The sequence below is a fragment of the Streptomyces sp. B5E4 genome, from assembly GCF_039871555.1.
In the GTDB taxonomy this organism is placed as follows: Bacteria; Actinomycetota; Actinomycetes; order Streptomycetales; family Streptomycetaceae; genus Streptomyces.
In genome coordinates this window covers 63,482-88,235 of sequence record NZ_JBDPMI010000010.1, presented here as the reverse complement: position 1 = coordinate 88,235, position 24,754 = coordinate 63,482, and the positions used below count along the sequence as shown (strand labels likewise).

At 74.1% G+C, this 24,754-nt stretch carries 20 protein-coding genes and 1 pseudogene; 4 read left to right on the top strand and 17 right to left on the bottom strand.

Features of this window, described 5'->3' with window-relative positions; all coding sequences use genetic code 11:
* Window positions 1–21 precede the first annotated feature (21 nt).
* The 15 genes and pseudogenes from ABGA99_RS15845 to ABGA99_RS15775 form a co-directional block, all read right to left on the bottom strand.
* Window positions 22–216: a hypothetical protein gene (locus ABGA99_RS15845; protein ID WP_326800026.1), complete on the bottom strand. Its 195-nt coding sequence runs from the start codon at window positions 214–216 to the stop codon at window positions 22–24.
* A gap of 180 nt (window positions 217–396) precedes the next feature.
* Entirely contained in the window at window positions 397–1,770 is a 1,374-nt protein-coding gene (locus tag ABGA99_RS15840) for an ABC transporter ATP-binding protein (RefSeq protein ID WP_347579834.1), read from the bottom strand.
* A 172-nt stretch (window positions 1,771–1,942) separates the two neighbouring features.
* Window positions 1,943–3,586: an alkaline phosphatase D family protein gene (locus tag ABGA99_RS15835; RefSeq protein ID WP_347579833.1), complete on the bottom strand. Its 1,644-nt coding sequence runs from the start codon at window positions 3,584–3,586 to the stop codon at window positions 1,943–1,945.
* 98 nt (window positions 3,587–3,684) lie between these two features.
* Complete coding sequence (locus ABGA99_RS15830) at window positions 3,685–4,263, bottom strand: ATP-binding protein (RefSeq protein WP_347582860.1); 579 nt, start codon at window positions 4,261–4,263, stop codon at window positions 3,685–3,687.
* A 188-nt stretch (window positions 4,264–4,451) separates the two neighbouring features.
* Window positions 4,452–5,351, bottom strand: coding sequence for a serine hydrolase (locus tag ABGA99_RS15825; protein ID WP_347582859.1), 900 nt, complete (start codon window positions 5,349–5,351; stop codon window positions 4,452–4,454).
* Between the two features lie 120 nt (window positions 5,352–5,471).
* Window positions 5,472–6,353, bottom strand: a complete 882-nt coding sequence (locus tag ABGA99_RS15820) for a maleylpyruvate isomerase family mycothiol-dependent enzyme (RefSeq protein ID WP_347582858.1) — start codon at window positions 6,351–6,353, stop codon at window positions 5,472–5,474.
* A gap of 66 nt (window positions 6,354–6,419) precedes the next feature.
* Window positions 6,420–7,445, bottom strand: coding sequence for a hydroxyacid dehydrogenase (locus ABGA99_RS15815; protein WP_347579829.1), 1,026 nt, complete (start codon window positions 7,443–7,445; stop codon window positions 6,420–6,422).
* A pseudogene (locus ABGA99_RS15810) lies at window positions 7,429–8,480 on the bottom strand (dihydrodipicolinate synthase family protein). Before ABGA99_RS15810 ends, ABGA99_RS15815 begins: the two are co-directional and overlap by 17 nt.
* Before the next feature lie 8 nt (window positions 8,481–8,488).
* Window positions 8,489–9,517 carry an NAD(P)-dependent oxidoreductase gene (locus ABGA99_RS15805; RefSeq protein ID WP_347582857.1) on the bottom strand — a complete coding sequence of 343 codons (1,029 nt, stop codon included), beginning with the start codon at window positions 9,515–9,517 and terminating at the stop codon, window positions 8,489–8,491.
* Between the two features lie 9 nt (window positions 9,518–9,526).
* A complete protein-coding gene (locus ABGA99_RS15800) occupies window positions 9,527–10,501 on the bottom strand; it encodes a carbohydrate ABC transporter permease (RefSeq protein ID WP_347582856.1) in 975 nt (324 codons plus the stop codon).
* 2 nt (window positions 10,502–10,503) lie between these two features.
* Complete coding sequence (locus tag ABGA99_RS15795) at window positions 10,504–11,415, bottom strand: sugar ABC transporter permease (protein WP_347582855.1); 912 nt, start codon at window positions 11,413–11,415, stop codon at window positions 10,504–10,506.
* A gap of 178 nt (window positions 11,416–11,593) precedes the next feature.
* Complete coding sequence (locus ABGA99_RS15790) at window positions 11,594–12,859, bottom strand: extracellular solute-binding protein (protein WP_347579824.1); 1,266 nt, start codon at window positions 12,857–12,859, stop codon at window positions 11,594–11,596.
* Between the two features lie 55 nt (window positions 12,860–12,914).
* A complete protein-coding gene (locus ABGA99_RS15785; RefSeq protein ID WP_347582854.1) occupies window positions 12,915–14,174 on the bottom strand; it encodes a Gfo/Idh/MocA family oxidoreductase in 1,260 nt (419 codons plus the stop codon).
* A 47-nt stretch (window positions 14,175–14,221) separates the two neighbouring features.
* A complete protein-coding gene (locus ABGA99_RS15780) occupies window positions 14,222–16,141 on the bottom strand; it encodes a peptidase C14 (RefSeq protein ID WP_347579906.1) in 1,920 nt (639 codons plus the stop codon).
* A gap of 308 nt (window positions 16,142–16,449) precedes the next feature.
* Entirely contained in the window at window positions 16,450–17,307 is an 858-nt protein-coding gene (locus ABGA99_RS15775) for an IclR family transcriptional regulator (RefSeq protein WP_347579822.1), read from the bottom strand.
* A gap of 242 nt (window positions 17,308–17,549) precedes the next feature.
* Here ABGA99_RS15775 and ABGA99_RS15770 point away from each other — a divergent pair, with 242 nt between their 5' ends.
* Genes ABGA99_RS15770 through ABGA99_RS15755 form a run of 4 tightly spaced genes read left to right on the top strand, consistent with a single transcriptional unit; the run spans window position 17,550 to window position 21,932 of the window.
* Window positions 17,550–18,986, top strand: coding sequence for an aspartate aminotransferase family protein (locus ABGA99_RS15770; RefSeq protein ID WP_347579821.1), 1,437 nt, complete (start codon window positions 17,550–17,552; stop codon window positions 18,984–18,986).
* Entirely contained in the window at window positions 18,986–20,182 is a 1,197-nt protein-coding gene (locus ABGA99_RS15765) for a mandelate racemase/muconate lactonizing enzyme family protein (protein WP_347579820.1), read from the top strand. The genes ABGA99_RS15770 and ABGA99_RS15765 overlap by 1 nt, the downstream gene beginning before the upstream one ends.
* Window positions 20,179–21,021 (top strand): amidohydrolase family protein, encoded by an 843-nt coding sequence (locus ABGA99_RS15760; RefSeq protein ID WP_347579819.1) that lies wholly within the window; start codon window positions 20,179–20,181, stop codon window positions 21,019–21,021. The genes ABGA99_RS15765 and ABGA99_RS15760 overlap by 4 nt, the downstream gene beginning before the upstream one ends.
* Window positions 21,018–21,932 carry an SDR family oxidoreductase gene (locus ABGA99_RS15755; RefSeq protein WP_347579818.1) on the top strand — a complete coding sequence of 305 codons (915 nt, stop codon included), beginning with the start codon at window positions 21,018–21,020 and terminating at the stop codon, window positions 21,930–21,932. The genes ABGA99_RS15760 and ABGA99_RS15755 overlap by 4 nt, the downstream gene beginning before the upstream one ends.
* A gap of 9 nt (window positions 21,933–21,941) precedes the next feature.
* Here ABGA99_RS15755 and ABGA99_RS15750 read toward each other — a convergent pair whose 3' ends face one another.
* The gene (locus ABGA99_RS15750; RefSeq protein WP_347579817.1) at window positions 21,942–22,544 is read right to left on the bottom strand and encodes a GNAT family N-acetyltransferase; all 603 of its coding nucleotides are present in this window, start codon (window positions 22,542–22,544) and stop codon (window positions 21,942–21,944) included.
* On the bottom strand, window positions 22,531–24,654 hold the full coding sequence (locus ABGA99_RS15745; RefSeq protein WP_347582853.1) for a penicillin acylase family protein: 2,124 nt from the start codon (window positions 24,652–24,654) through the stop codon (window positions 22,531–22,533). The genes ABGA99_RS15750 and ABGA99_RS15745 overlap by 14 nt, the downstream gene beginning before the upstream one ends.
* Window positions 24,655–24,754: the final 100 nt, after the last annotated feature.

Genomic DNA, 24,754 nt, shown 5'->3' with positions numbered 1-24,754 from the left:
ACGCCGGCGGGCCGGGGCGTCCTAGAGCTTGATGCCGCCCAGCAGGCTGGCGAGGCTCTGGCCGCCGGCCTTGATGCTGGGTGCGATCGCGGTGCCCGCCAAGTAGAACCCGAAGAGGGCGCAGATGATGGCATGGGAAGGCTTCAGCCCGTCCTTGCGGAAGAACAGGAAGACGATCACTCCCAGCAGGACAACGCCTGAGATCGACAGAATCACGGAAATCTCCAGGGGCGACGGAGCCGTCAGAGGTCGTTTGCCAGCCTGGCAGTGAGATTTACCGATGAAAAGCGGCAATGGGGTGATTTGCTCCATGCTCACCCGAGTGGCCGGAGAGCGGTCGCCGCCCCGTGCCGGCCGTGCTCCGGCGGGCCGGTGAGGAGCGCCCCGCGGGCGGCGTCACTCGTCCAGCCGGGGCTGGTGCGCGGGCGCGGGGCAGACGCGGCGGCCCTGCTGGTCGAAGACGTACAGGTGTTCCAGGTCGATGAGCAGCGGCACGTGCGTGCCGGGCCGGACCTGGACGTCGGGTCCGGTCCGTACGACGAGGTCGCCCCCGGCGATCGCGGCGCGCTCGGCGCTCTGCGGCGGCGCGGCCGGCATCGGGGGCTCCGCCAGCACCCCGACCGCCCCCTCGCCCGGGTCGTCCCGGCCGAGACCGTGCAGGTGGGCCACCGCCTTGTCGCGCAGCCGCCCGAGGACGGTGCCCTCCTTGTTCCTGCGGTGCCCCCCGCCGGGCGCGGTGTCCGTGCGGGGTCCCTCCAGCGCCGGTACGAGGGCCGCGCGCGAGCCGGTGTTCAGGTGCAGCAGGGCCTCGTGGCCCAGGTACTCCACGTGCTCCACGATGCCGCTCATCGCGCACTCGCCGATGCGCGCCAGCGACGGCCGCGCGATGCGCACGGCCTCGGACCGCAGGCCGACGATGACCGGCCGGCCCTGCTGGATGCGGAGCATCTGGTGGTCGGGGGAGAGCGGTTCTGGCAGCACGAGGCTCTGCCGGCCGAGGTCGATGGTCATGCGGCCGGGCAGCGGGGCGTGCACGACGGCTTCGAGGAGGTTGATCCGCGGGGTGCCGATGAACGCGGCGACGAAGATGTTCTTCGGCCGTGCGTACGCCTCCCGCGGCGACCCCACCTGCTGCAGCACGCCGTCGCGCATCACGGCGATCCGGTCGCCGAGCGACATCGCCTCCGCCTGATCGTGCGTCACGTAGACCGTGGTGACCGCCAGTTCGCGGTTGAGCCGGGCGACTTCCGCGCGCAGGTGGTTGCGCAGCTTGGCGTCGATGTTGGACAGCGGCTCGTCCATGAGGAACGCGGTGGGCTCCCGCGAGATCGCCCGGCCGATCGCGACGCGCTGCCGCTCGCCGCCGGAGAGCTGCGCGGGGTAGCGGTCGAGCAGGTCCTCGATGCCCAGCAGCCGGGCGGTGGCGTCCACCCGCGGGCCGACGTCGCCGCGGGCCTCCAGCTTCAGCGGGAAGCCGATGTTGTCGCGGTTGGTCATCCGCGGGTAGAGGGCGAAGTTCTGGAACACCATCGCCATGCCGCGCTGCCCGGGCGCCAGTTCCGCGGCGTCCTCGCCGTCGAGCAGCAACTGCCCCTCGGTGACCGGCTCCAGCCCGGCGATCATGCGCAGCACGGTGGACTTGCCGCATCCGGAGGGGCCGAGCAGGACGACGAACTCGCCGGGCTCGATGTCGAGCGAGAAGTGGTCGACGGCCAGGATGCCGCGCTCGTAGACCTTGGTGACGCCGTCCAGTGATATAGCACGTGACATGGTGTTCTGTTCCGTATTTCGGCGACAAGGATGAGGTAGACGTGCACAGTTGGATTACGGGCCCCGAAAGATAGCGAAGTTCACCCGGGCTGGGAACGGCTTGCGCAGCCCGATGCGCGGGTCGGCACGCGAATCCGCCGGAACGGGCCTACTGCCGCCCGTACGGGGGCAGTTACAGCAGTTCCCGCTCGTCCGCCCGGACGAGCCGGGTGTGGCCGCCGTCCTGCCGGCGGGCCTGCTCCAGACGCAGCCGGGCGGTGTCACGGCCGCCGAGGGTCAGCGTCATCAACTGGTTGCCGAACCACGGGCCGCCGGTCTTGCGCCAGCCGATCGGCGGGGCGGCCAGCCGGCCGTGCCGGGCGAGGATCCGGCCGAGCAGCCGGCCGGCGCGGCTCCAGCCGAAGCGGAAGCCGGCCCTTATCGGGGCGGGGACGCTGTTGTGCATCGGCGAGCAGGTGAGCTGCGCGACCACCGGCCGCGGACCGCCGGGGCCGGTCGCCTCGGGCCACCGCGGCTCGGCCACGTAGGCGTGGTGGACGTCGCCGGAGAGCACCAGCACCGAGGCGGGCGCCCGGTCGGCGCGGCCGACCTCGTCGATGAGGTCCGTCAGTTCGGCGAAGGACCGCGGGAACGCCGCCCAGTGCTCCAGATCCGCCCGCCGCCGCAGCTTCTCGCCCAGCCGCGCCCAGCGCGCGCCCCGCTCACCGGCGCACAGCGCCGCGTTCCACCCCTCGGCGTCGTGCACCGCGGGCGGCAGCAGCCACGGCAGCGACGTGCCGATCAGGAGGTGGTCGTACGCGCCCGGGTCGGCCAGCGCCTGCCGGCGCACCCAGTCCATCTCGTCCGGGTCGACCAGCGCGCGGCTCTTCTCCTCCAGCACCCGCGCGGCGCGCGAGTCGACCATCAGCAGCCGGGTGCGCCCGAGGTCGCGGCGGTAGCTCCAGCGGACCGCGGCCGGGTCGGCGTCGGCGTGCTCGGCGAACTCCCGCAGCAGCTCCGTGCCGTCGCCGGCCTCGCGCACGGCCGCGTAGAGCGGGTCGGTCGCCAGCTCGTCGGGGGAGAGGTTGCCGAGGTGCTGGTAGACCCAGTACGACATCAGCCCGCCGAGGATCCGCTCGCGCCACCAGGGCTCGGCGCGGATCGACTCCAGCCAGGAGGCGGAGGTGTTCCAGTCGTCGATCACGTCGTGGTCGTCGAAGATCATGCAGGAGGGCACCGAGGCCAGCAGCCGGCGCACCTCGGGGTCGAGCCAGGACTCGTCATAGAGGTGGGTGTACTCCTCGTAGTCCGCGATCTGGTCGCCCGGCGGCACGTCGAGGTCGCGGCGCCCGGCGAGATAGTCGCGGGTGGCGGCGGAGGTCTCGTCCGCGTACACCTGGTCGCCGAGGAGGAGCAGGATGTCGGGGCGCTCGGCGTCGGGGTCGGTCTCCAGCCGGCGGGAGAGGGTGTCGAGGGCGTCGGGCCCGACGGGGTCGTGGCCCCCGCCCGGCTTGGCGGCCCAGCGGCAGGAGCCGAACGCCACGCGCAGCGCGGCGCCGGGGCGCGGGGTGCGGATGGTGCTCGCGGGGGCGCCGGGCAGCGGCCAGACCTCGTGGCCGTCGAGGAGCACGCGGTACGCAGTGGGGGCGCCCGGCGTCAGGCCGGTCACCGGGATCAGCGCGTAGTGGTGGCCGCCGACCTGCCAGGTGCGGGCGCTGCCGCCGGCGCCGTCCGCGCAGCGGACCTGTGCCTCGCACGGGCCGCCGGTCTCCACCCAGACGGTGGCGCGGGTGTCGTCGGCGTACCGCAGCAGCGGCCCGAGCCGCAGTTCCGCCATCGCCGCCTCCTCGTCCCGGTGGCCCAGCGCCACTGCGGGGGAACGCGCGGACCCGCCGGGAGGTTCCGCGGGGCGCGTCGACGTCGTGCCGGAGGGAGTCAGGCGACGGCCGGGGCGGGGACGGTGCGCCCGGGCACGAGCGACTCCAGCAGAGCCAGGCAGCGGGCGAAGGACTGCCACTCGCGGTCCCGGTCCCCGTCCCCGTCGGCGTCCACGTCCGCCGGGCCGCCGGTCCCGGCGGGCGCGGTGAACCGGGACCACACGGCCTTGCCGAACGGCCCCGGGGCACTCCAGCCCCACGCGTCGCTGAGCGTCGCCACTATCTGCAGGCCGCGTCCGGACTCGGCGACCTCGTCGGCTTCCTGGGGCGCCGGCACGCCCTCGCCCGGGTCGAAGACCGCGCAGACGACCTCGCCGCCGCGGCGGACGAGGGTGAGCGTCACCGGCTGTGGCTCGGCGACCGGCAGCGGGGGGCACCCGGGGACGCCGTGGCGTACGGCGTTGGTCACCAGCTCGGAGACGACGCACTCCACGCTGTCGGTCAGCTCGGCGAGATCCCAGTCACGCAGCGTCGTGCGGACCGTGCGCCGGGCTTCGGCTATCGACCGCGGGTGGGCATCGAGGGCGCGGGCAGCGAACGCCGATGCCTCGGCCCGCTCCCCGAAAGCTGCCGCCATGCCGATTCCCCGATCGATGATGTCGCCTTGGAACGTGCTGGTTGTTCAATGGTGAGTGATATGGACCTCCGGATGCAAGTACAGATGCACTTTCATCCGCAAGCACAGCTGCACGTCCCCCGGCAAGTCGGGCATACGGCCCGCGCCGGGCCCGGCCCGGTGGATCCGGGGACGCGTGCGGCGCCCGGTCAGTCACGCAGCGCGTTCGCCGCCGTCGTCGTGTAGGTCTCCACCGCGTCGATCCCCGCCTTGTGGGAGGCGTGGCCGTCGGAGAGGACGGCGACGAGCAGGGTGTGGCCGCGGTGCTCGACGCGGCCGATGCTGTTGATGTCCCACAGCCCGGTCGCCGAGCGCGGCAGCCAGCCGTTCTTCAGTGCCGCCTCGCCGGCGTCGTCCGCCGCCGCGGACACGCCCCAGCGCTGGTCGTCGACCACCGAGGCCATCAGCTTCTCGACGTAGCGGCGCGAGTCGCCGCTGAGCGGCGAGCCGCCGTCGCCGTACACCGCTTCGAGCAGCGCGAGCTGATCGGACGCGGTGGTCTGCGTCAGTCCCCAGGTGCCCCCGTCGCCGGCCTCGGTCTCGGTCAGGCCGAGGCGGCGGTTGGCGTCCGCGAGGCCCGAGCCGCCGCCGATGTCCGACCAGAGCGCGTCGGTGGCGTCGTTGTCGCTGCTGCGTATCATCTTCGCGGCCAGCTTCTCCTGGCCGGCGGTCAGCTCGGTGCCGTCGTCCTGGGCCTGGAGCAGCAGGGCGGCGAGGATGTCGACCTTGACGATGCTGGCGGTGTCGAACGAGCCCCTGCCCGAGGCGTACGTGGCCGTGGCGCCGGAGTCGAGGTCCGCCACGGCCAGGTCGTACGCCCCCGCCGGCTTCGGCAGCCCCTTCAGCGCCTTCGTCACGGCCTTGTCCGCGGACGGCGCCGGGGCCTTCCCGGCCGCGGGGGCGTACTGCACGTAGAGCGTGCGGGGTGCGCCCGCGTCCTTCGCCGCGTCCTCCGCCTGGGGAGCGGAGGACGACGCGGTGACGGCGATCACGGCGAGCGTGCCCGCGGCGACCGCCGCGGAGCGCAGCGTGGGGAGGTTTCTCGACACGCTGCCGGAGGCTAGGCGACCCGGATACGGAAACGACTGGGAATCAGGTGAACATTCGATGAGAAAACGGGTCCCGGTGGCATTTTTCCGGACCCTGCGTCACGTCTCCTGCGCCGTCGGTCAGCGGATGATCGACACGATGCGGCAGGCGGCCTCGGCGAGGGTCCGGTCACCGTCGACCTCGGCGCGGGCGAGGGCCGTCGCCGGCTCCACGCCCCGTACGCACAGCCGCCAGGCGGTCTCCGCGTCCAGCCGCACCAGCGCGTCCGGCTCGCCGTCCCCGGGCGGCGCGGCCAGCGACCAGCGGGTGCCGCCCTCCGGGACGGGCCCGGCGGCCGTCGCCGTCCAGGTGCCGCCGGCCGGTCCTGTCACCGCCACCCCGACCCGGGTGCCGGGCGGCGCGGCGGTGTCGCGCAGGGTGTGCGGCAGGGCCCGCAGAAAGGTGTCGAGCACCGCGGCCAGCGGGCCTGCCTCCGGGTCGGTGGGCAGGCCGGCGGCGTGCCGGATCTGCTGCCGGTGCGTCCAGAACTCGGTGAAGTCCCGCGCCACGTCCAGCCAGCGCGGCGCCGGCTCGGCGCCCGCCCACGACACGCCCAGCGACGGGCCGCGAAGCGCGTCGCCCGCGAAGTGAGCGGCGACCCCGGCACCGGCCGCGTCGAGCGCGCCCGTCAGGGACGCGGCGCTGACGCGGGCGTGGGCGTCGACCCACTCCTGGTTGATGCGGTGGATGAACGCCGCAAGCGGCTCGCCGGGCGCGGGCGCCGGGCCGCCGGTGTGCCCGTCGCGCTCGCGGGCGAGGCGGCCGTAGAAGTCGCCGAGCAGGTGCGCGGCCACGTCGTGGACCGTCCAGTCGGGCACCGCCTCGCGCCGCCAGTCGTCCGGCCGCAGCGCGTGCAGCGCGGCCATCAGCGCGCGCTGCTCGGGGGCGAACAGCGGACGGGCGTCGAGCGGCGGGCCGAGCCAGGGGAGGTCCGGCTCCGCGGGGGTCACCTGCGGTTCCATGGCCGGATCCTGCCACCCGCGGACGGAGTGCGGCCAACCGATTACGGGGCCCGCGGGACCGGTGGATCAAAAGAGACGCGTCAGCGCCGTGGCGTCCACCGGGTGCAGCGGCTCCTCGCCCGCCAGCAGCCGCAGCACCTCGGTGACCGCGGACTCGCCCAGCCGCTCGCGGCACTCCGCCGTGCCCGCCGCCTGATGCGGGGTCAGCAGCACGTTCGGCAACCGCCGGAAGGGGTGGCCCGCGGGCAGCGGCTCGGCGTCGAAGACGTCGAGGGCCGCGTCGATACGGCCGCCGCGCAGCTCCGCCAGCAGCGCGCCCTCGTCCACCAGCCACGAGCGCGCGGTGTTCACCAGACCCGCCCCGTCCGGCAGCAGCGCGAGCTGCGGGGCGCCCAGCATCCGCCGGGTCGCCTCGGTGGCCGGGGCGTGCACCGCCACGATGCGGCTGGTGCGCAGCAGTTCGTCCAGCGGCAGGATCCGTACGCCCAGCTCCGCCGCGTCCGCCTCGGACAGGAAGGGGTCCGTCACCGTCACCCGGGCGCCGAAGGCGCGGACCAGCTCGATATACGCGCGGCCCGTGCGGGAGGCGCCGATGACGCCCACCGTGCTCGCGCCCAGCTCGTGCCGCGGCGGCGCCTGCCCGGCGCTCGCCCAGTCGGCGCCGCGGCGCATCGCGTGGTCGAAGCGGTGGATCCGGTGCAGCAGCGCGAGGGTGAAGGCCAGCGCGACCTCGGCGACCGGCCGGGCCATCGCGTCGCCGGCCTGCGTGACCCGTACGCCGCGGCGGAAGGCGTCCTCCGTGACGTACGGGGCGACGGCGGAGCCGGTGTGCGCGAGGAGTTCGAGGCGGTCGGCCACCGCGAGCAGCCCGGCGTCCACCTGCGGCGCACCCCACGCGGTGACCAGCGCCCGGGCCCCGGGCAGGGCGGCGGCCAGCGCCGCCCGGTCGCGGTGCTCGTCGAGCACCGTCAGCTCCGCGGCGTCCCCGAGCCGCCGCCACACCGCGTCGGTGAAGAACTGCGCGCGCAGCTCCGGCGGTACGCACACCACCACCCGGTCCCGGGCGGCGCCGCGGTCAGCGGAGCCAGTCATCCAGGTGCTCCTTCACGAAGTCGTCGTCGGTCAGCCACGGATACGCGGCGGCGACGCGGGTCAGCTCGTCGGCCTGACCCGGCGACAGCGCCTCGTCGGGGTCGAGGCACCAGGTGCCCGCGAGCAGCCCCTGCCGCCGCAGCACCTCGTGCACCCCGGCGATGCAGCCGCGGAACCCGCCCCGTACGTCGAAGACCGCGCTGTTGGCGTCGGTGAGCTGCGGCCGGCGCGCCAGGCACCGCAGCAGCGCCTCGTGGTCACCGGCGCGGGCCCGGCGCACGTCCGCCAGCAGCCCGGCGGCCGGCCGGGTCCACACCGCCCACTGCCCGAGGAGCCCGCCCGCGAACCAGCGACGGCCCCCGGCCGTGTCGTACGGGGTGAGGAGGTCGCCGACGATGTCGTCGTCGTTGCCGGTGTAGAGGGCGACCTCCGGGCCGCGGCCGGCGGCGGCGACCGCGCGCACGACGTCCGCCGTGCGGTAGCGGTCGAACGGCGCGATCTTGATGGCGGCCGTCGAGGGCTGGTCGGCGAGAGCCGCCCAGAACGCCGGGGACAAGTACCGCCCGCCGACCGCCTCTTGCAGGTAGAAGCCGATGACCGGCAGCACCTCGCCCACGGCGCGGGCCCGTTCCAGCAGGCCTTCCTCGTTGGCGCCCGGGACGGCGGGGCTGAGCAGCACGGCGTCGTAGCCGAGGGAAGCGGCCAGCTCGGCCTCGGCGACGGCCTGCGGCTACAGCCGCAGGCGCCGGCTATCTTCACCGCCGGCCGGCCGGAGGCGGCGGCGCTCTCCGCCGCCGTCTCCGCGGCGAGTTCGAGCACCGGTTGCAGCAGGCCGACCTGCGGCTCGCGGATGGCGAACTGGGTGGTGTGCACGGCGACGGCGATGCCGCCGGCGCCGGCGTCGAGGTAGTAGCGGGTCAGGGCGCGCTGGCGGCGCTCGTCCAGGCGCCGGTCCGCGGTCAGGGCGAGGGGGTGGGCGGGGATGACGGCGCCGTCGGCGAGGACGTCCAGCGGGGTGGGGCGGTCGGTGGGCATGGGGCGGCTCAGAACCTTCCGTCGCGTACCTGGAACTTGGTGGGCTTGCCCGACAGCGGGAGCCCGCGGCGCAGCCAGTCGGCCTGCCAGCCGACGAGGGTGCGCAGCGGCACGTCCGGGTAGCCGAAGAGAGCGTGGCAGGCCGCGGCGTCGGAGAGGAGGGTCGTGGGGGCCTCGGTTCCCTCGAAGGCCGGTTCGGTGCCGAACTCCGCGCCGAACCGGTGCGCCAGCCGGCGCACGGCGGCGGTCTCGGGGCCGGTGATGTTGAGGGTGAACGGCTCCCCGTCGCGGGCGTGCAGCAGGGCGCGCAGGGCGACTTCGTTGGCGTACCCCTGCCAGACGACGTTGACGTGCCCGGTGGTGACGTCCACGGGCACGCCGGCGTGCACCCGCTGGGCGATGTCGGCGAGGACGCCGTAGCGCAGGTCCACCGCGTAGTTGAGGCGCAGCAGCGCGACCTTCGTGCCGCGGGTGAGCGCGGCGTGCGCGAAGAGCCGTTCGCGGCCCAGGCACGACATGGCGTACTCGCCCAGCGGCCCGACCGGGTCCGACTCGACCGAGCCGCCCGTGCCCGGGGACACCAGCGGATAGACGTTGCCGGTGGAGAACGCCGCCACGCGCGCGTCCGCCCAGCGGCGGGCGACGCGCTCCGGCAGCCCCGCGTTCACCGCCCAGGCGTACGAAGGCGCCCCGGCGGAGCCGAACTTGGCGCCGACCATGAACACCACGTTCCCCGCGTCCGGCAGCGCCGCCAGATCGGCGTCGGGGTCCATCAGGTCCGCGGCCACCGTGCGCACCCCCGCGGCCTCGAGCCGCTCGGCCGCGGCCGGGTCCGACCAGCGCGACACCGCGTGCACCGCCACGTCCGTACGGCCCGCGGCATCCAGCGCGCGCCGCGCCAGCCGGCACAGGCTCGGGCCCATCTTGCCGCCGGCGCCGAGCACCAGCAGGTCGCCCTCCAGCCGGGCCATGTCCTCGGTCAGCCCCGCAGAGGGGGTGGCCAGGCGCTCTTCGAGCGCCGTCTCGTCAGCGAACACGATGGGTTCTCACCCCTTGATCCCGGACGCCGTGACGCCCTCGGTGAAGTAGCGCTGGCCCACCAGATACGCGGCGAAGATGGGCACGAACGCGATGACGGAGCCGGACAGCACGACGTTCAGCGGCACGTTCTGCTGCTGCAGGGACGCGATCCCGACGGTGAGCGTGCGCATGTCGGTGGACTGCCCGATGACCAGCGGCCACAGGAAGTCGTTCCAGTGCCACAGGAAGACGAAGACGCCGAGCGTGGCCAGGATGGGTTTGAGCAGCGGCAGCACGATGCGGCCGAAGATCTGCAGCTCGCTGCAGCCGTCCAGGCGCGCCGCCTCGAACAGCTCGTCCGGCAGCCCCTGGATGAACTGCCGCATGAGGAAGACCGCCTGGGCGTTGGCGAGCGTCGGCACGATCAGGCCCCAGTACGTGTCCACGCCGCCGAGCTTCGCGATCATCGCGAACGTCGGGATCATCGTGACGTGGTACGGGACCATCACCATCGACAGGAACGACCAGAACATCGCCTCCCGCCCGGGGAAGCGCTTCTTGGCGAAGGCGTAGCCCGCCAGCGACGACAGCAGCAGCACGCCCACCACCGACACCAGCGAGTACAGCAGCGTGTTGAGGAGCCAGCGCGGCACGTCCTGGGAGTTCATGACGCTCTCGTACGCCTCGCCGCCCAGCGGCCACGGCACCAGGCTGCCGGGGAACTCCACCGCCGCGGCGGGCTTCAGCGACAGCACCACCATGGCGTAGAACGGGAAGACGGTGACGACGGCGGCCAGGACCAGCAGCAGGCCGCGGAGGATCCGGCCGCCGGTGCTGCCGCGCATCGCGTGCGGTACGGAGTCGCGGTTCGCGGCGCGCCGCAGCCGCCGCCCGGCGCGCCGGGAGGCGAGTTTGGGCCCGCGGCCCGTGCCGGGGCCGGGCGCCGTGGCCGGGCCGGCCGGTATCTCCTTGCGGGGGGTCTTCGCGGGGGCCGAGGTCATGGTCAGTCGTCCTTCCCGATCGTCAGCCGCTGGATCAGCGCGACCACCAGCGTCAGCGCGAAGAGCGCCACGCCGATCGCCGCCGCGTAGCCCAGGTCGAAGTACTTGAAGCCGGCGTCGTAGAGCTGGAAGACCAGCGTGTAGCTGGAGTTGGCGGGGCCGCCGCCGGTCATCGTGTAGACCGCGTCGAAGACCTGGAACGAGGCCGTCGTCTCGATCACCGCGAGGAAGAACAGCGCCGGCCGCAACTGCGGCAGCACGATGTACCGGAACCGCTGCCACGGCCCGGCCCCGTCGGTGAGCGCGGCCTCCTCCAGCTCGCGCGGGATGTCCTGCATCCGGGCCAGCAGGATGAGCATCCCGTAGCCGAACCGCGACCAGATGCCCACCAGCGCCAGCGCGGGCACCACCAGCGTGTCGTGCGAGAGCCACGACTCCTCCGGCAGCCCGGTCCAGCCCATCGCCGTCGACCAGGGGCCGCCGGTGGAGAAGATCCACACGAAGACGGTGGCGGCCAGCACCAGCGAGGTGACGACCGGCAGGAAGAACACCGAACGGAAGACCTTCGAGCCGCGGAACGCCCGCCGGGTGAGCAGCGCGAGCCCCACCGAGACCGCGATGGTGCCGGGCACGGCCAGCACCGTGTAGATCACGGTGACCTGCAGCGCGTCCCAGAACAGCGGGTCGTCCTTCAGCCGGGTGAAGTTGTCGGCGCCGATGAAGCTGCCGCCCCCGGTGAGGGTGTAGTCGGTGAAGCTCATCAGCACCCCGGCGACCGCGGGGCCGAACCGGAAGGCGAGGAAGAGCAGGAAGCAGGGCAGGACGAACAGCAGGCCGATCCGGGCCTCGCGGCGCGCGTGCGGCCCGCTGCGGCGCTTTCGCCTGTTCCGGGTGGGTTCCGCGACGACTGCCACGGTGGGTCTCCTTGCGGTACGGGGGTGGTGCGGGTGGATGCGCGGCCCGGCCGGCGGCAGGGGTTCGGCGCCGCCGGCCGGGCGCGCGGTCCGTGGGGCCCGCGGCCGGCCCGGAGCAGTCGGTGGTCCGGGCCGGCCGCGGGTTACGGTCAGGGAAGGAGGGCCGGGGCCCCCGGGGTCAGCGCGCGATCTGCGCGTCGGCCGCCTCGGCCGCCGCCTTCAGCGCGTCCTCGGGGCTCTTCTTGCCCAGCAGCGCGGCCTGCAGCTCGGGCGCGAGCACGCCCATCACCTCGCGCGCCTTCTCCTCCAGCGGGCCCGCGTCCATCGCGGGCAGCGTGTCGGCGACGGCCTGCTGCAGCTCGTCGTCCGGGTAGAGGTCGTCGGCCGAGGTACGGGCCGGGAAGTAGCCGGCGCCCTTCTCCAGGTCCGCGGCGTTCTCCGGCTGGGCGACGAAGTTGATCCACTTGCCGGCGGCCTCGGTGTCGGCGCCCTTCAGCATCGACAGCGCGCCGACCGTGCCGTAGCCCACCGACTTCTCGCCGGTCAGCGGCGGCTGGACGACGATGTTCTCGCGGCCCCAGAACGGCTCGACGTCGGCCGTGACGTTGGTCCACGTACAGGCGACCTTGCCCTTGGCGACGGGGGTCTGCTCCAGGTTCGGCGTGGTGGTGACGAGGTCCTTGGGAGTCCAGCCCTCCTCGACGAACTCCGTCAGGTACGTCAGCGCCTCGACCCCCGCCGCGTCGTCGAACGCCACGGACTCGCCGTCCTCGGCGAACACCTCGCCGCCGGCCTGCCACAGCAGCGGGTAGAACGTCATGTTCAGGGTCTGCGCGGTATCGCCGGTGTAGCTGAGGGCGTAGTAGCCCTCGTCCTTCATCTTCGGCCCGAGTGCCTTCAGGTCTTCCCAGGTCTCGGGGTAGGAGTCCTCGCCGACCGCCTCGAAGACGCGCTTGTCGCATATCAGCGGGTTGGCGCTGGTGAGGATCGGGGTGCCGAGCACGTCCTCGCCCACGGTCACGGACTTCAGCGCGAAGTCGGTGTAGTCGGACTCGGCGTCGGCCGGCATGTAGTCGGCGGCGGGCACGATGTTCGGCGCGTACTTCGGCAACTGGTCCGGCACCAGGTAGACCACGTCCGGGCCCTTGCCGGAGGCGATGGCGGTGCCGAGCGCGGTGTCGCGGTCGGCCCACGGGTAGGTCTCCACCTTCACCGAGATGTCCTTGTTCTGCTTCTCGAACTTCTCGACCATGCCGTCCCAGTACGCCTCGTTCTTCGCCTCGTCGAAGATCACGGGGTACGTCCACATGGTGACGGAGCCCTTCCCGCCGCCCGCGCCGTCACTGCCGCCGCAGCCGGCGAGCGCGACGCCGGCCAGCGCGGTGGCGAGCAGCGGTACGGCGACGGCTCTGGTCCGTGAACGCCGGTGGTGGATCAGGGTCATGGCACTTCCTCCGGGGATGGGGCGGGACAAAAGGGTCGTGGGGGCGGTGCGGATGTCAGCGGGCCGGCACCGCCTGGACGGTGCCGGTGTGCCGGGCGCGCTCCGCGGCGAACGCGGCGAGGTGGCTGCCGAGCGACGCGGCGGTGCCGGAGCGCAGCACGCCCGACTCGCCGGTGGCGACGGCCCGTACGAAGGCGTCCATCAGCCCGGCGTCACCGCCGCCGTGGCCGTCGGCCGCGTTGGACCCGGCGGCGTCGACGGTGCGCACGGTGGTCTCGCCGGTGCGGAAGTCCTGCACGGTGACGCTCTCGCCGTCGCCGCGCAGCCAGCCGTGGGAGCCGAAGATGCGGGTCTGGCGGTGGGTCTGCTCGGTGAAGGCGACCATCTGGAAGGTGGCGGTGACCCCGCCGGACAGCCGCATGGCGAGGACCTGGTGGTCCACCACGTCGTTGTTCCCGCGGTAGACGCACACCCCGTACGGGCCGGTGCGCAGCGCCTCGGTCAGTCCCGCCTCGTCGGTCGCGTCGGTGACGTGGGTGACGGGCCAGACCGCGCCCTTCTCGCGCAGCACCGGCAGGTAGAGCTTCGGCGCGCTGTACGGGCAGTCCGCCTCGACGTCGCAGTCCGTGCAGCGCTCCGCGGCGCCGGCCGGGGCGTTCTCGGGGCGGAAGTGCTTGAGCCCGCCGAAGCCGGTGACCTGCTCGATGCGGCCGCCGGTGACGTAGGCGATCCAGTCCAGGTCGTGGCAGGACTTGGCCAGCAGCATGGGCGAGGACAGCTCCTCGTTGCGCCACGGGCCGCGCACGTAGCTGTGCGCGTAGTGCCACCAGCCGACCGGCTCCAGATGGTCCAGCGAGACCAGCTCGCCGAGCACGCCCGAGTCGACGACCTCCTTGACCAGGTCGGTGTACGGCATGTAGCGCATGACGTGGCAGACCGCGAAGAGCACGCCGGCCCGCTCGACGCCCTCGACGATGCGCCGGGTCTCCTCCTCGGTGGGCGCGAGCGGCTTCTCCGCCAGGACGGCGTAGCCGGCCTCGGCGAAGGCGAGCACCGGGTCGACGTGATCGCGGTCCTGGGTGGCGACGACGACCGCGTCGGCCGCCACCCCGGCCGCGGCGAGCGCCTGCCAGTCGTCGAACTCCAGGGGCGCGCCCACCGCCGCCCGTGCGGCCGGGCTCGGGTCGGCGACCGCGACCAGCTCGGCCCGCTCCGGGTGCGCCCGTACCCAGTCGGCGTACGTGCGCCCGCGGTTCCCGGCGCCAGCGACGGCGACGCGGACGGGCCTGGCGGTGATCGGGGGATGCGTGGACACGGGAACTCCTGTGCTGGGTACGGGCGGTCGGGGGTGCGGGGGACGGATCAGAGCCGCAGGTTGCCCGCGGTGTGGACGACGCGGTCGCCCTCCTCGGGCAGCTCCGCCCGCGTCACGCCGTCCTCGATGCAGCCGGCGTGCAGCAGGTGCGAGTCGTCGTCCGCGAAGGCGGCGGGCTTCAGCTCCAGCCGCCCGCCGGTGAAGGTGCAGCCCTGCGCCCGGTAGCGGTTGACGCCGCCGTCGAGCGCGAGGTGCGCGGTGCCGTCGGCGGCGGTGGCGTCGACACCGGTCAACTGCCAGGTGACGGTACGGTCCTGGCCGCCGCGGGAGAGCAGCGCGCCCGCCTTGTTGGTGCCGGACAGTCGCGCGCCGTCCAGGCGCAGCCGCTGCCCGCCCGTGCCGGTCAGCCTGATCCCGGTGTCGGTGAACACCCCGCCCTCGACGGTGACGTCGGCGTGCGCGTACGACACGGGGTCGGCGCCGGGAGCGCCGGTGACCCGGCAATGGTCCAGGACCAGCGGCCCGGTGCCGCGGAACGCCGCGCCCTCGGCGCCGTCGAGCACGACGCGCTCCAGCGTCAGCGCCGACGTGACCCCGGGCGCGGTGATCTCCGCGCCGGGCGCGAAGGAGAACGCCGAGTCGGCGATGACGTTCGGCCGCGCCGACCGGTCGGAGGACTGGGAGACGATCAGCGGACCGCTGGCCGTACAGCCGCGCATCTGCACGCCGTCGGCGTTGACCCAGAGCATCCCCGAGCCGTCCAGGGACTTCTTGCCGATGACGGTGACGTCCTCCAGCGTCAGGTCGGTGACCTTGACGCGGGCGACGAACCAGGAGCACACGTGCCGGCGGACGGTGATCCGCTTGGCCGCGCCGCCCCAGGCGGCACCGGAGTTGGCGAACGTCATCAGGCCCGAGTTGCCGGTGTAGACGAGGTCGTGCTCGAACTGGCCGTGGGTGACGAACGGCCCCTGGTCGTCACCGTCGCCGTGGCAGTTGGTGACGTAGCAGTAGGCGGAGGCGGTGAAGTCGTTGAGGTGGCGGGCGTTGGAGGTGCGGCAGCCGGTGACGTGCCCGTAGAGGCAGTAGATCTGCTGCGTGAGGTAGCCCGCGCCGCCGTAGGTGACGGACTTGGGGTTGGCCAGGGTGCAGTTCTCGGTACGGAACCGGGTGCACCAGCGGCGCATGATCACGGGCCAGAAGGTGCCGGTCGCCTCGATGCCGGAGACGTCGCAGCCGACGGCGTACTCGTACGCCACCGGGTGCGAGCCGGTGTACTGGTCGTCGCCGGCACCCTCGAAGACGACGTTGCGCACGTGCGCCCGCTCGACGGGCTCGACCCGGGTCCAGGTCAGCGTGCGCCCGGCGGCCAGCGGCCAGCCCGTCTGGTAGCCGACGCGGATGTGCGTGCCGTCGACGATCCCGGTGACCTGGACGAGCCGCTGGATCTCCTTCTCGTACTTCCCGGCCCCGGCTGCGTCCGACTCGACCGCCCACCACTGGCCGACGCCGAACGCACCGGAGTCGCCGACCTCGTACACGTCGGACAGCTCGGGCAGACCGGCGCCGAGGCTGTGCTCGTGGACGGTGTCGGTGACCTTGCCGCGGAAGAACAGCACCGCGCCGAAGGGGTTGTCGTGCGCGTTCTCCTCGATGCCCTCGGTGAGCATCCGGTTGCCGCCGAAGTCCAGCTCGATGTCCGAGCGGTCGGTGGTGTGGCGGCGGGTGAAGAGCAGGTCGGTGTGGGCCTCGATGCGGTGGATGCTCTTGTCGGCGAGCATCTTGTCCAGTGCGTCGTCGGCCGGCCGCTCGGGGCCGGAGTGGCCGTAGTCGCGGAAGTCCGCGACACCGCCCTGGCGGCGGCCGTCGGTGCCGCCGCGCGCGGGGGCGGCGGCCTGGGCCGTGCCGGTGGAGGCCGCGGCGGCACCGGCGGCGGCCAGGCCGGCCAGACCGGTGATGCGCAGCATGCTGCGGCGGGCGGTGCTCGGGTGCTGCGGAACGCTCATGTCGGACTTCGCCTTCCGAGAAGGTCCGGATCGTGAGAGGCGTTCCTGCGGTGACTGCCGTGACGGCGGATGGCCTTGCGGACCGCGGGCCGCCGGCGGAGTGCCGGTGGCCGGTCCCGGGCGTGAAGGGCAGGCGCCGGGGACGGGTCCAGATCATGTCGCGCCGGTGACCGGGGGTCTCGGCGGTTGGCTGGAAAGGTACGGCCGCCCCCGCCGATCGGTCAAGGGCCGATTTTCGCGGGACGACCGCCGGACAGGCGGCGGGTGCGCTAGCGGACGGCGGTCCGGGGCGCCGTGCCGTCCGGTGCGCCGGGGGCGTCGCCGCCGTCTCCCGGCCAGCCCAGCTCGCGGCTGATCCGGTGGGCCGCGTCCCGTACCTCGCCGCCCAACTCCTGGTAGCGCCAGGCCGGGAGGCCGAGCTTGAGGCCGGTGATGCTGACCGCCCCGGCGCAGGCGCCGCGGTCGTCCCGTACCGGCGCGCCGATGCAGATGATGCCCTCGGCGTCCTCCTCGTCGTCGAGCGCGTAGCCGACGCGGCCGATATCGCGCAGATGGGCCAGGAAGGTGTCCGGGTCGGTGATCGTCCTGCCGGTGCGCCGCGGCAGGCCGTGCCGTTCGATCACGGCCGCCGCCTCCGCCTCGGGCATCGCCGACAGCAGGGCCTTGCCCAGGCCGGTGCAGTGGGGGAGTTCGCGCTCGCCCATGCGCAGGTCGAGCCGGACGCGGTGGTCGATCTCGACCTGGTCCACGACGACGGCGAGACCGCCCTCGGGCACGGCGACGCGGGAGGCCATGCCGGTACGGGTGCTGAGGTCGCGCAGCACCGGGTGGGCCAGCCGGCGCAGGGAGACCTGGGACCTGGCGCGGTCGCCGAGCCGGGCCAGGCCCATGCCGAGCCGGTAGCGCCGGCTCATGCCCTCGCCGTCGTCCGAGACCAGGCCGAAGGCGCGCAGCGTCTGCAGGGTGCCGAACGCGGTGCTCTTGGAGACGCCGCACCGCTGGGCGATCTCCGTGACGCTCAGCCCGTCGCCGGGCGGCGGGCTCGCGAGGGCCTCCAGGATCTCGGCCGCCCGCCCGACGCTCTTGACCCAGTACTTCGGCTGGCCGGCATCCGTTCTGTTCGTCATGACCGAACAGCTTAGGGGGTGAGGTCGGGGTTTCGTCGAGCCAAGGGGTTGACCGGCGCTTTTTTCGGCCGTAGAGTCTGGCTCTGTTCGGTAGGGCAGAACGGCGTTCGGAAAATCACCACTCGCCGCTCACCACTCACCGTTCACACCTTCCTGCGACGACTGCCGGGCGGATGGCGCCAGGGTTCACGGGCCGGGCAGGGCCCGTGGAACCGAGACACTCGACGCAAGGAGCACGCACCATGAGCCCAGGCCCGGACGTCACCACCGCCGGAGCCGGAGCAGCCCTCGCCGAGCGCGCCCAGCGGGTCGTGCCCGGCGGGGTGAACAGCGGCCAGCGCAGCATCCCGGGCCTGCCCGGACTCGTCGTCGCCGGCACCGGCGGCGCCCGCTTCCGCACCGCGGACGGGGCCGAGTTCACCGACTACCACGCGGCCTTCGGCCCGCCGCTGCTCGGCCACAACGACCCCGACGTGGCCCGCGCCGCCGCCGAGGCCGGCGCCGTGCTCGGCCACATGGGCGTCGGGGTCACCGAGGGCGAGATCCAGCTCGCCGAGGAGCTGTGCGCGCTGGTGCCCTCGCTGGAGAAGGTGCTGCTCACCAGCACGGGCAGCGAGGCGACGTTCCACGCCCTGCGCGTCGCCCGGGCCGCCACCGGCCGCCGGCTGGTGGTCAAGTTCCAGGGCTGCTACCACGGCTGGCACGACTCGGTCAGCCTCAACGTGATCTCCGCGCCCGACCGCGTCGGCGGCCACGACCCGATCTCCGCCGGCATCCTGCCCGAGGTCCTCCAGGCCACCCTGGTGCTGCCGTTCAACGACAGCGCGGCCGTGCGCCGCTGCTTCGCCGAGCACGGCGCCGACATCGCCGCCGTCATCGTCGAGCCCGTACCGCACAACGTCGGCGCGCTCCTGCCGCACCAGGAGTTCCTGACCACGCTGCGCGAGGAGACCGCCAAGGCCGGCAGCGTGCTCGTCTTCGACGAGGTCATCACCGGCGTCCGCCACAGTCTCGGCGGCTGGCAGCAGATCTCCGGCGTCACCCCCGACCTCACCACCCTCGGCAAGGCCATCGCCAACGGCGCCCCCGCCGGCGCCATCGGCGGCCGGGCCGACCTCATGGAGCTGTTCTCCACCCGCCCCGGCGCCCCCGCCTTCTTCGCCGGCACGTACAACGGGCACCCCTCCGTCGTCGCCGCCGCGCTCGCCACGCTGCGCAAGCTGCGCGAGGAGCCGGTCCACGACCACGTCTTCCGGCTGGGCGAGCGGGTACGCACCGGGCTGCGCACCGTCTACGAGCGCCTCGGCGTGCCCGCCGCCGTCACCGGCTACGGCTCCGTCTTCGTCACGTACTTCATGCCGGGCTACGACGGCGCCCCCGCCGGTGGCGAAGGCAGCACCCCGCGGACGTACACCGACCTGCTCGCCAACGACGCCGGACTCTTCGTCGGCTACCGCCGCCGGCTGCTGGCACACGGGATCTTCGAGCTGCCGCTGAACCTCAAGCGCAGCCACCTCTCCTACGCGCACACCGACGCCGACGTCGACCGGCTGCTGGAGGCCACCGAGGCCGCCGTCGCCGCCGCGCTCGCCGACGGCGGCGCCCGCGACCTGGAGTACGCCTCCACCATGGGCGGCGCCACGCGGGCCGCCGCCGAGACGGACGGGGCGGGCCGCTGATGCTCACCGTCGACACCACCCGGCCCACCGGCCCCGCCGGCCGGATCAGCCGCGTCGAGACCCTGATGCTGGGCACCGCCTGGCGCGACTTCGGCTACGTCCGCGTGCACACCGACGAGGGCCTGTCCGGCGTCGGCGAGATCACCCACCCGTACCGCGGCCGCGAGGTCTGTGCCCTCGCCGAGGCCATGTCCCGCCGCCATCTGCTCGGCGCCGACCCCTTCGACGTCGAGGAGATCTGGCTCCGGCTGCACCAGGGCGACTTCCTGCGCGGCGGCGACGTCGGCGGCATCGTCCTGTCCGGCCTCGACCAGGCGCTCTACGACCTCATGGGCAAGGCGCTCGGCGTGCCCGCCTACCGGCTCACCGGCGGCGCCTGCCGCGACAGCGTCCCCGTCTACGCCAACGGCTGGTACGACGGCGAGCGCGACCCCGAGGTGTTCGCCGCCAAGGCCCGCGCGACCGTCGCCAAGGGTTACGGTGCGCTGAAGTTCGACCCCTTCGGCTCCGGGCTGCACGAGCTGAGCCCCGCCGAACTGCGCCGCTCCGTCGGCCTCGTCGCCGCCGTCCGCGAGGCGATCGGCCCGGACGTCGAGCTGTTCGTCGAGGGCCACGCCCGCTTCGCCATGCCCACCGCGGTGCGGCTGCTGCACGAGCTGGAGCCGTACGGGATCGGCTGGCTGGAGGAGCCGCTGCCCTGGACGCACATCGAGCGCTACGCCGAGCTGCGCCGGCGTGCGTCGTTCCCCATCGCCGGCGGCGAGCACTTCCACGACCGCTACGAGTACAAGCAACTCTTCGCCACCCACGCCGTCGACATCGTCCAGCCCGACCTGTCCATGGCCGGCGGCCTCACCGAGGTACGCAAGATCGCGGCCATCGCCGACGCGCACGGCATGCTCGTCGCCCCGCACAACTCCAACTCGCCGCTGTGCACCACCGTCTCCGTACACGCGGCGCTCGGCATCCCCAACCTCAAGGTGCTGGAGACCTTCGACGGGCTGCTGGAGCCGTACGTCTTCGAGGCCCTGCGCGGCACGCTGCCCATCGCCGACGGCCGCATCGGCCTGCCCACGGCGCCGGGGCTCGGCGTCGAGCTGGCCGACGAGGTCTTCGCCGAGCACCCGCCCACCCACCGCTTCTGGAACATGTTCGAGGACGGCTGGGAGAAGCGGAACAGGAGCGCACCGGCGTGATCACCGACGTCCACTCCCATCTCTTCCGGCCCGGCGCGGACTTCGACGACGCCTTCCGCACCGAGGCCGCCCGCGCCCACGCGGGTGAGGTGGACCTCACGGTGCGCTGGGAGGAGTACGCGGCAGCCGCCCCCGACGACACCCGCACCATCGTCGTCGGGGGCAAGGCCCGGCGCAGCGGGCTGTGGGTCGACGACGCCGCGGTGGCCGCGTACACCGCGGCCCGCCCCGACCGGCTCGTCGGCTACCTCTCCCTCGACCCCACCCAGCCCGGCTGGCGGGACGAGCTGCGCCACGGCCACCAGGAGCTGGGACTGCGCGGCATCAAACTGATGCCGATGTACGCGGGCTTCGACCCCGCCGACGAGACGTACGACGACCTCTTCGGCTACGCCGAACGCCACGGGCTGCCGCTGCTGGTGCACACCGGCACCACGTTCGTCTCCGCCGCCCCGCTGGAGTACGCGATGCCCCGGCACCTGGACGCCGTCGCCATCCGCCACCCCGAGCTGCGCATGGTCCTCGCCCACCTCGGCCATCCCTTCGAGGGCGAGTGCCTGGCCGTCATCCGCAAGCACCCGCACGTCTACGCCGACGTCAGTGCCCTGCACTACCGGCCGTTCCAGCTCTGGCACAGCCTGCGCCTGGCGCAGGACTACGGCGTCTGGCGCAAGCTGCTGTTCGGCAGCGACTACCCCTTCACCACGGTCGACGCCTCGGTCGCCGGGCTGCGCGAGATCGCCCGGATCCCGGGGATCCCGGGACTGCCGCCGCTGGACCGGGACGAGGTGGAGAAGCTGATCCACCGGCCGGCCCTCGACCTGCTGGGGCTGTCGTGACCGGCGCGGGGAAGCGGCGGCCCGGCGCGGGGGACCGGGCCGCCGGCCGGTTCGACCTCACCGGGCGGACCGCCGTCGTCACCGGCGCCGCCCGGGGCCTCGGCCGTGCCTTCGCCGCCGGGCTCGCCGAGGCGGGCGCCGATCTGGTCCTCGTCGATCTGCCGGACGCCCCCGGGCTGGTGGACACGGCGGCGGAGGTGCGGGCCCACGGCCGGAAGGTGTGGACGTACGGGCAGGACCTGGCGCTCACCGGCGAGCTCGCCGGGCTCGCCGATCGGATCCGTGCGGCTGCCGGGCCGGTGCACATCCTGGTCAACAACGCGGGCACCGCGGCCCTGGAGCGCTTCAACGAGATCACCCCGGAGAGCTGGTCGCGCGTCATGCGCGTCAACGCCGACGCGGTCTTCTTCCTCTCGCAGCGGCTCGCCGAGCACATGGCCGCCGACCTGGTGCCCGGCCGGATCGTCACCGTCACCTCGAAGAACGCGCTCGTCGCCGAGGCGGGCCTGGCCCACTACAACGCCGCCAAGGCCGCCGCCCAACTGCTCACCGAGACCCTGGCGGTGGAGCTGGCGCCGCACGGCATCACCGCCAACACCCTGGCGCCCGGCATGGTCGACACGCCCATCGACGGCGAATTCCCGCTGGAGCGCGAGGGGTTCGAGGCCGCGTACCGCGAGCGGATCCCGCTCGGCCGTTACGCCCGGCCCGAGGAGTGCGTGGGCGCGCTGCTGCTGCTCGCCTCGGACGCGGGCGCGTACATCACCGGCGCCAGGATCGTCGTGGACGGCGGCGTGCTCGCCGACCAGATGCCGCGGATGCGCTTCATGCCCCCGTACCGCAGCGGCCTGACGCCGGACGGCGGCGCCGGGGGCGGTGCCGGAGACGGGGCCCCGGACGGGGCCGGGTGAGCGGAGCGGTCAGCCGCCGGTCAGCGGGCGGAAGGCCAGCCGCGCGCGCTTCGGCGGCACGTACACCTCCGGCAGGTCCACTTCCGGCAGCGTGACCTCCGGACCGAGGACGAAGCCCTCGCGGCGCAGCCGGTCGATCGCGGGCGCGTTGTCCGCGTCCGGCTCGGCCACCAGGCGCCGCGCCCCCTCAGCCGCGGCGAAGCCGGTGATCACCCGCATCAGCGCGGCCGTGAAACCGGTCTCCGCCGCGCCGTCCGCGGGGCCGACGAGCAGGTGGAGGCCGAGGTCGCCGGGCTCGACGGGGTAGCACTCCGAGACCCGGTCGGCGGCCGGTTCGTACGTCTGCAGCAGCGCGACCGGCGTGCCGTCGCGGAGCAGCAGGTGGGCGTGGTGGGTGGGGAGGGTGTCCATGTGCGCGTAGACGTCGCGGACGTGCGCAGGCGTCAGCCCGGCCATGCCCCAGAAGCGGGCGCGCTCCGCGGTGACCCAGCCGTGCAGCAGGCCCGCGTCCGCGTCCGGGACGACGGGCACCACGCGCACTGTGCCGAAGCCGTCGGCCTTGTGCGCGTGGCGGGGCGTCCGGTCGCGGGGTGCGGGGTCAGCGGTCGCCATGGGACTCCTTCAGGGCCTGCCAGTCGGTGTGTACGGGGATCAGCTCGCCGCGCTGCCAGGGCGCGAGCTGGTCGCGGTGGTGCGGGGCGCCGGGGACACCGCAGGCGCCGAACGGGACCACCCAGCGGCTCTGATCGCGGCGGGCGACGTCCCAGACGTAGCGGGCGGCGGGGCCGCGGGCGCACAGGTCGGTGACGCCGGGGACGGCGGCGGTGGCCAGCACGCAGTCCTGGTCGCCGGCCAGCCCCGGCCACGGCTGGCCGGGGTCGTCGGAGTCGCGGCTGCCGCCGGTGTGGCCGGGCAGCGCCTGCCAGGGCGCCAGCCGGTGTGCCTCGCCCCAGGTCGCGGGCTCGCCCGGCGCCGCCGCGGCGAGCTGCACGGCGGCCTCCTCTGCGGCGGCCCGCACCAGCGCGGGCCGGTCGATCTCCGGCAGCCGGTCGGTGGTGAGCAGGGTGCCCAGCGCGTACGCGATCCGGGTGTGGAGGTCCAGCCAGGGCAGCAGCAGTGCGGGGTACGGGGGCGGGTCGGCCAGCGGTGCCAGCGCGGGGTGTACGGCCAGGGCGCGCACGACGGCGGAGCGCAGTCGCGCGTACGCCAGCGCGTCGGCGCTGTCCGCCGCCATCCGCAGATCCCAGCGCAGCAGCCGGTCGCGCAACTCCGCGGCGGCGGGGCCGAGTCCGTCGAGCCCGGCGAGCAGACCGAGCAGCGGGCGGGCGGCGGCGGTGAAGGTGTCGGTGTGGACGGCGGCCATGTCCCCGGCGCGCCAGCTCCCGCCGCCCGCCAGCAGTTCGCGGATGCGCTCCGCGCGGTACCGCGGGGCGAACTCGGCGCCGAACGGGGCGGCCGGGCCGGGCTCGTTGGCCATGACGGCGATCCCGCCGGACACGGGCACCGACGGCATCGGCGCATGCCGCCCGCGCCACGCGTACGCCGGCTCCCACGCCGGCACGACGCCGTGCAGGTTGGCCTCGTCGCGTACCGGCACCGTCCCGGCGACGCGGTGCAGCAGCCCGCCCGCGGTGTCGGCGGCGAGCACCACGTTGACCGGCTCCGCCCAGCGGTCCAGCGCCGCGTCCACGTCGGCGACGGTACGGGCCCCGAGCAGCGCGGGCAGCGCCGGGAAGCCGAGGTCCCCGTACACCCGCGGCGGATACCGCAGGCTCAGCGCCTCCCACTCGCCGTCCGCCGCGCTCCCGGGCACCTCGGCGATCACCGGCCCGCGGCCGGTCTCGACCACCTCGACCCCGGACGCCTCCGCGCCCGCGACCTCGACGGTCTCGGTGTGCGCCGCGGCGGGCCGCCAGCCGTCGGGGCCCAGCGCCTCGACCCGTCCCGCGCGGCGGCGCAGCCGCTCGCGGTAGAGGTCCTGGTAGTCGGCCATCGCGTTGGTGACGGCCCACGCGACGCCGCCGGTGTGGCCGAAGTGCGGCAGCCCGGGGACGCCCGGTACGGCGAAGCCGACGACGTCGTACTCCGGGCAGGCCAGATGGATCTGCTGGTAGACCCCGGGGTTCTCGATGAACCGGTGCGGGTCACCGGCGATCAGCGCACCGCCCCCGGCGGTCCGCTCCCCGGACACCAGCCAGCCGTTGCTGCCCGCGGTGCCCGGCCCGTCGGTGGCGAACAGCTCCACCGCCCCGGGGCCCAGCCTCCCGGCGACCAGCCGGCGCCACAGCTTGGCGGGGAAGCCGGCGAAGAGGATGTGCGTGGACAGCCACACGGCCAGCGGCGTCCAGGGCGACCAGCGGCCGGGCGCGAGCCCGGTGGCCGCGAACTCCGGGGCCCGCGCGGCGCCCTCGGCGAGCCCGGCGTTGACCCCGTCGACGTACGAGGAGACCCAGCCCGCGGTCTCGCGGTCCTCCTCCGCAAGGCGGCGGAAGGAGCGGCGCGCGGTGTCGTCCAGCCGGACCCGGCGGGCGAAGACGTCCCAGTCGCGGGCCGCTTCGCCCAGGAAGGCGGCGGAGGTGCCGGCGGCGCGGTGCCGTTCGACCTCCAGTTGCCAGCCGCGGTCGAAGGCGGCGTTCCGCCCCTGGGCGTAGGCGAGTTCGCGGGGGTCGGCGGCGCGGAGGTGGGGGATGCCCCAGGAGTCGCGGTACACCTCGATGCTCAACGCCGTCGCCACCCTCGCTCGAAGAAACTTAGGGTAGCCTAACCAAAAAAGTCGGGTGGGGCGCGGTCGGGGGTCCGCGCCCCACCCGGTCGGGGGCCTG

What these genes read in the sequence shown, in the direction of transcription:
- ABGA99_RS15840 (WP_347579834.1), bottom strand. Translation starts at nt 1,770, where the DNA reads ATGTCACGTGCTATATCACTGGACGGCGTCACCAAGGTCTACGAGCGC.
- ABGA99_RS15835 (WP_347579833.1), bottom strand. Translation starts at nt 3,586, where the DNA reads ATGGCGGAACTGCGGCTCGGGCCGCTGCTGCGGTACGCCGACGACACC.
- ABGA99_RS15830 (WP_347582860.1), bottom strand. Translation starts at nt 4,263, where the DNA reads ATGGCGGCAGCTTTCGGGGAGCGGGCCGAGGCATCGGCGTTCGCTGCC.
- ABGA99_RS15820 (WP_347582858.1), bottom strand. Translation starts at nt 6,353, where the DNA reads ATGGAACCGCAGGTGACCCCCGCGGAGCCGGACCTCCCCTGGCTCGGC.
- ABGA99_RS15815 (WP_347579829.1), bottom strand. Translation starts at nt 7,445, where the DNA reads ATGACTGGCTCCGCTGACCGCGGCGCCGCCCGGGACCGGGTGGTGGTG.
- ABGA99_RS15800 (WP_347582856.1), bottom strand. Translation starts at nt 10,501, where the DNA reads ATGACCTCGGCCCCCGCGAAGACCCCCCGCAAGGAGATACCGGCCGGC.
- ABGA99_RS15790 (WP_347579824.1), bottom strand. Translation starts at nt 12,859, where the DNA reads ATGACCCTGATCCACCACCGGCGTTCACGGACCAGAGCCGTCGCCGTA.
- ABGA99_RS15780 (WP_347579906.1), bottom strand. Translation starts at nt 16,141, where the DNA reads ATGCTGCGCATCACCGGTCTGGCCGGCCTGGCCGCCGCCGGTGCCGCC.
- ABGA99_RS15775 (WP_347579822.1), bottom strand. Translation starts at nt 17,307, where the DNA reads ATGACGAACAGAACGGATGCCGGCCAGCCGAAGTACTGGGTCAAGAGC.
- ABGA99_RS15770 (WP_347579821.1), top strand. Translation starts at nt 17,550, where the DNA reads ATGAGCCCAGGCCCGGACGTCACCACCGCCGGAGCCGGAGCAGCCCTC.
- ABGA99_RS15765 (WP_347579820.1), top strand. Translation starts at nt 18,986, where the DNA reads ATGCTCACCGTCGACACCACCCGGCCCACCGGCCCCGCCGGCCGGATC.
- ABGA99_RS15750 (WP_347579817.1), bottom strand. Translation starts at nt 22,544, where the DNA reads ATGGCGACCGCTGACCCCGCACCCCGCGACCGGACGCCCCGCCACGCG.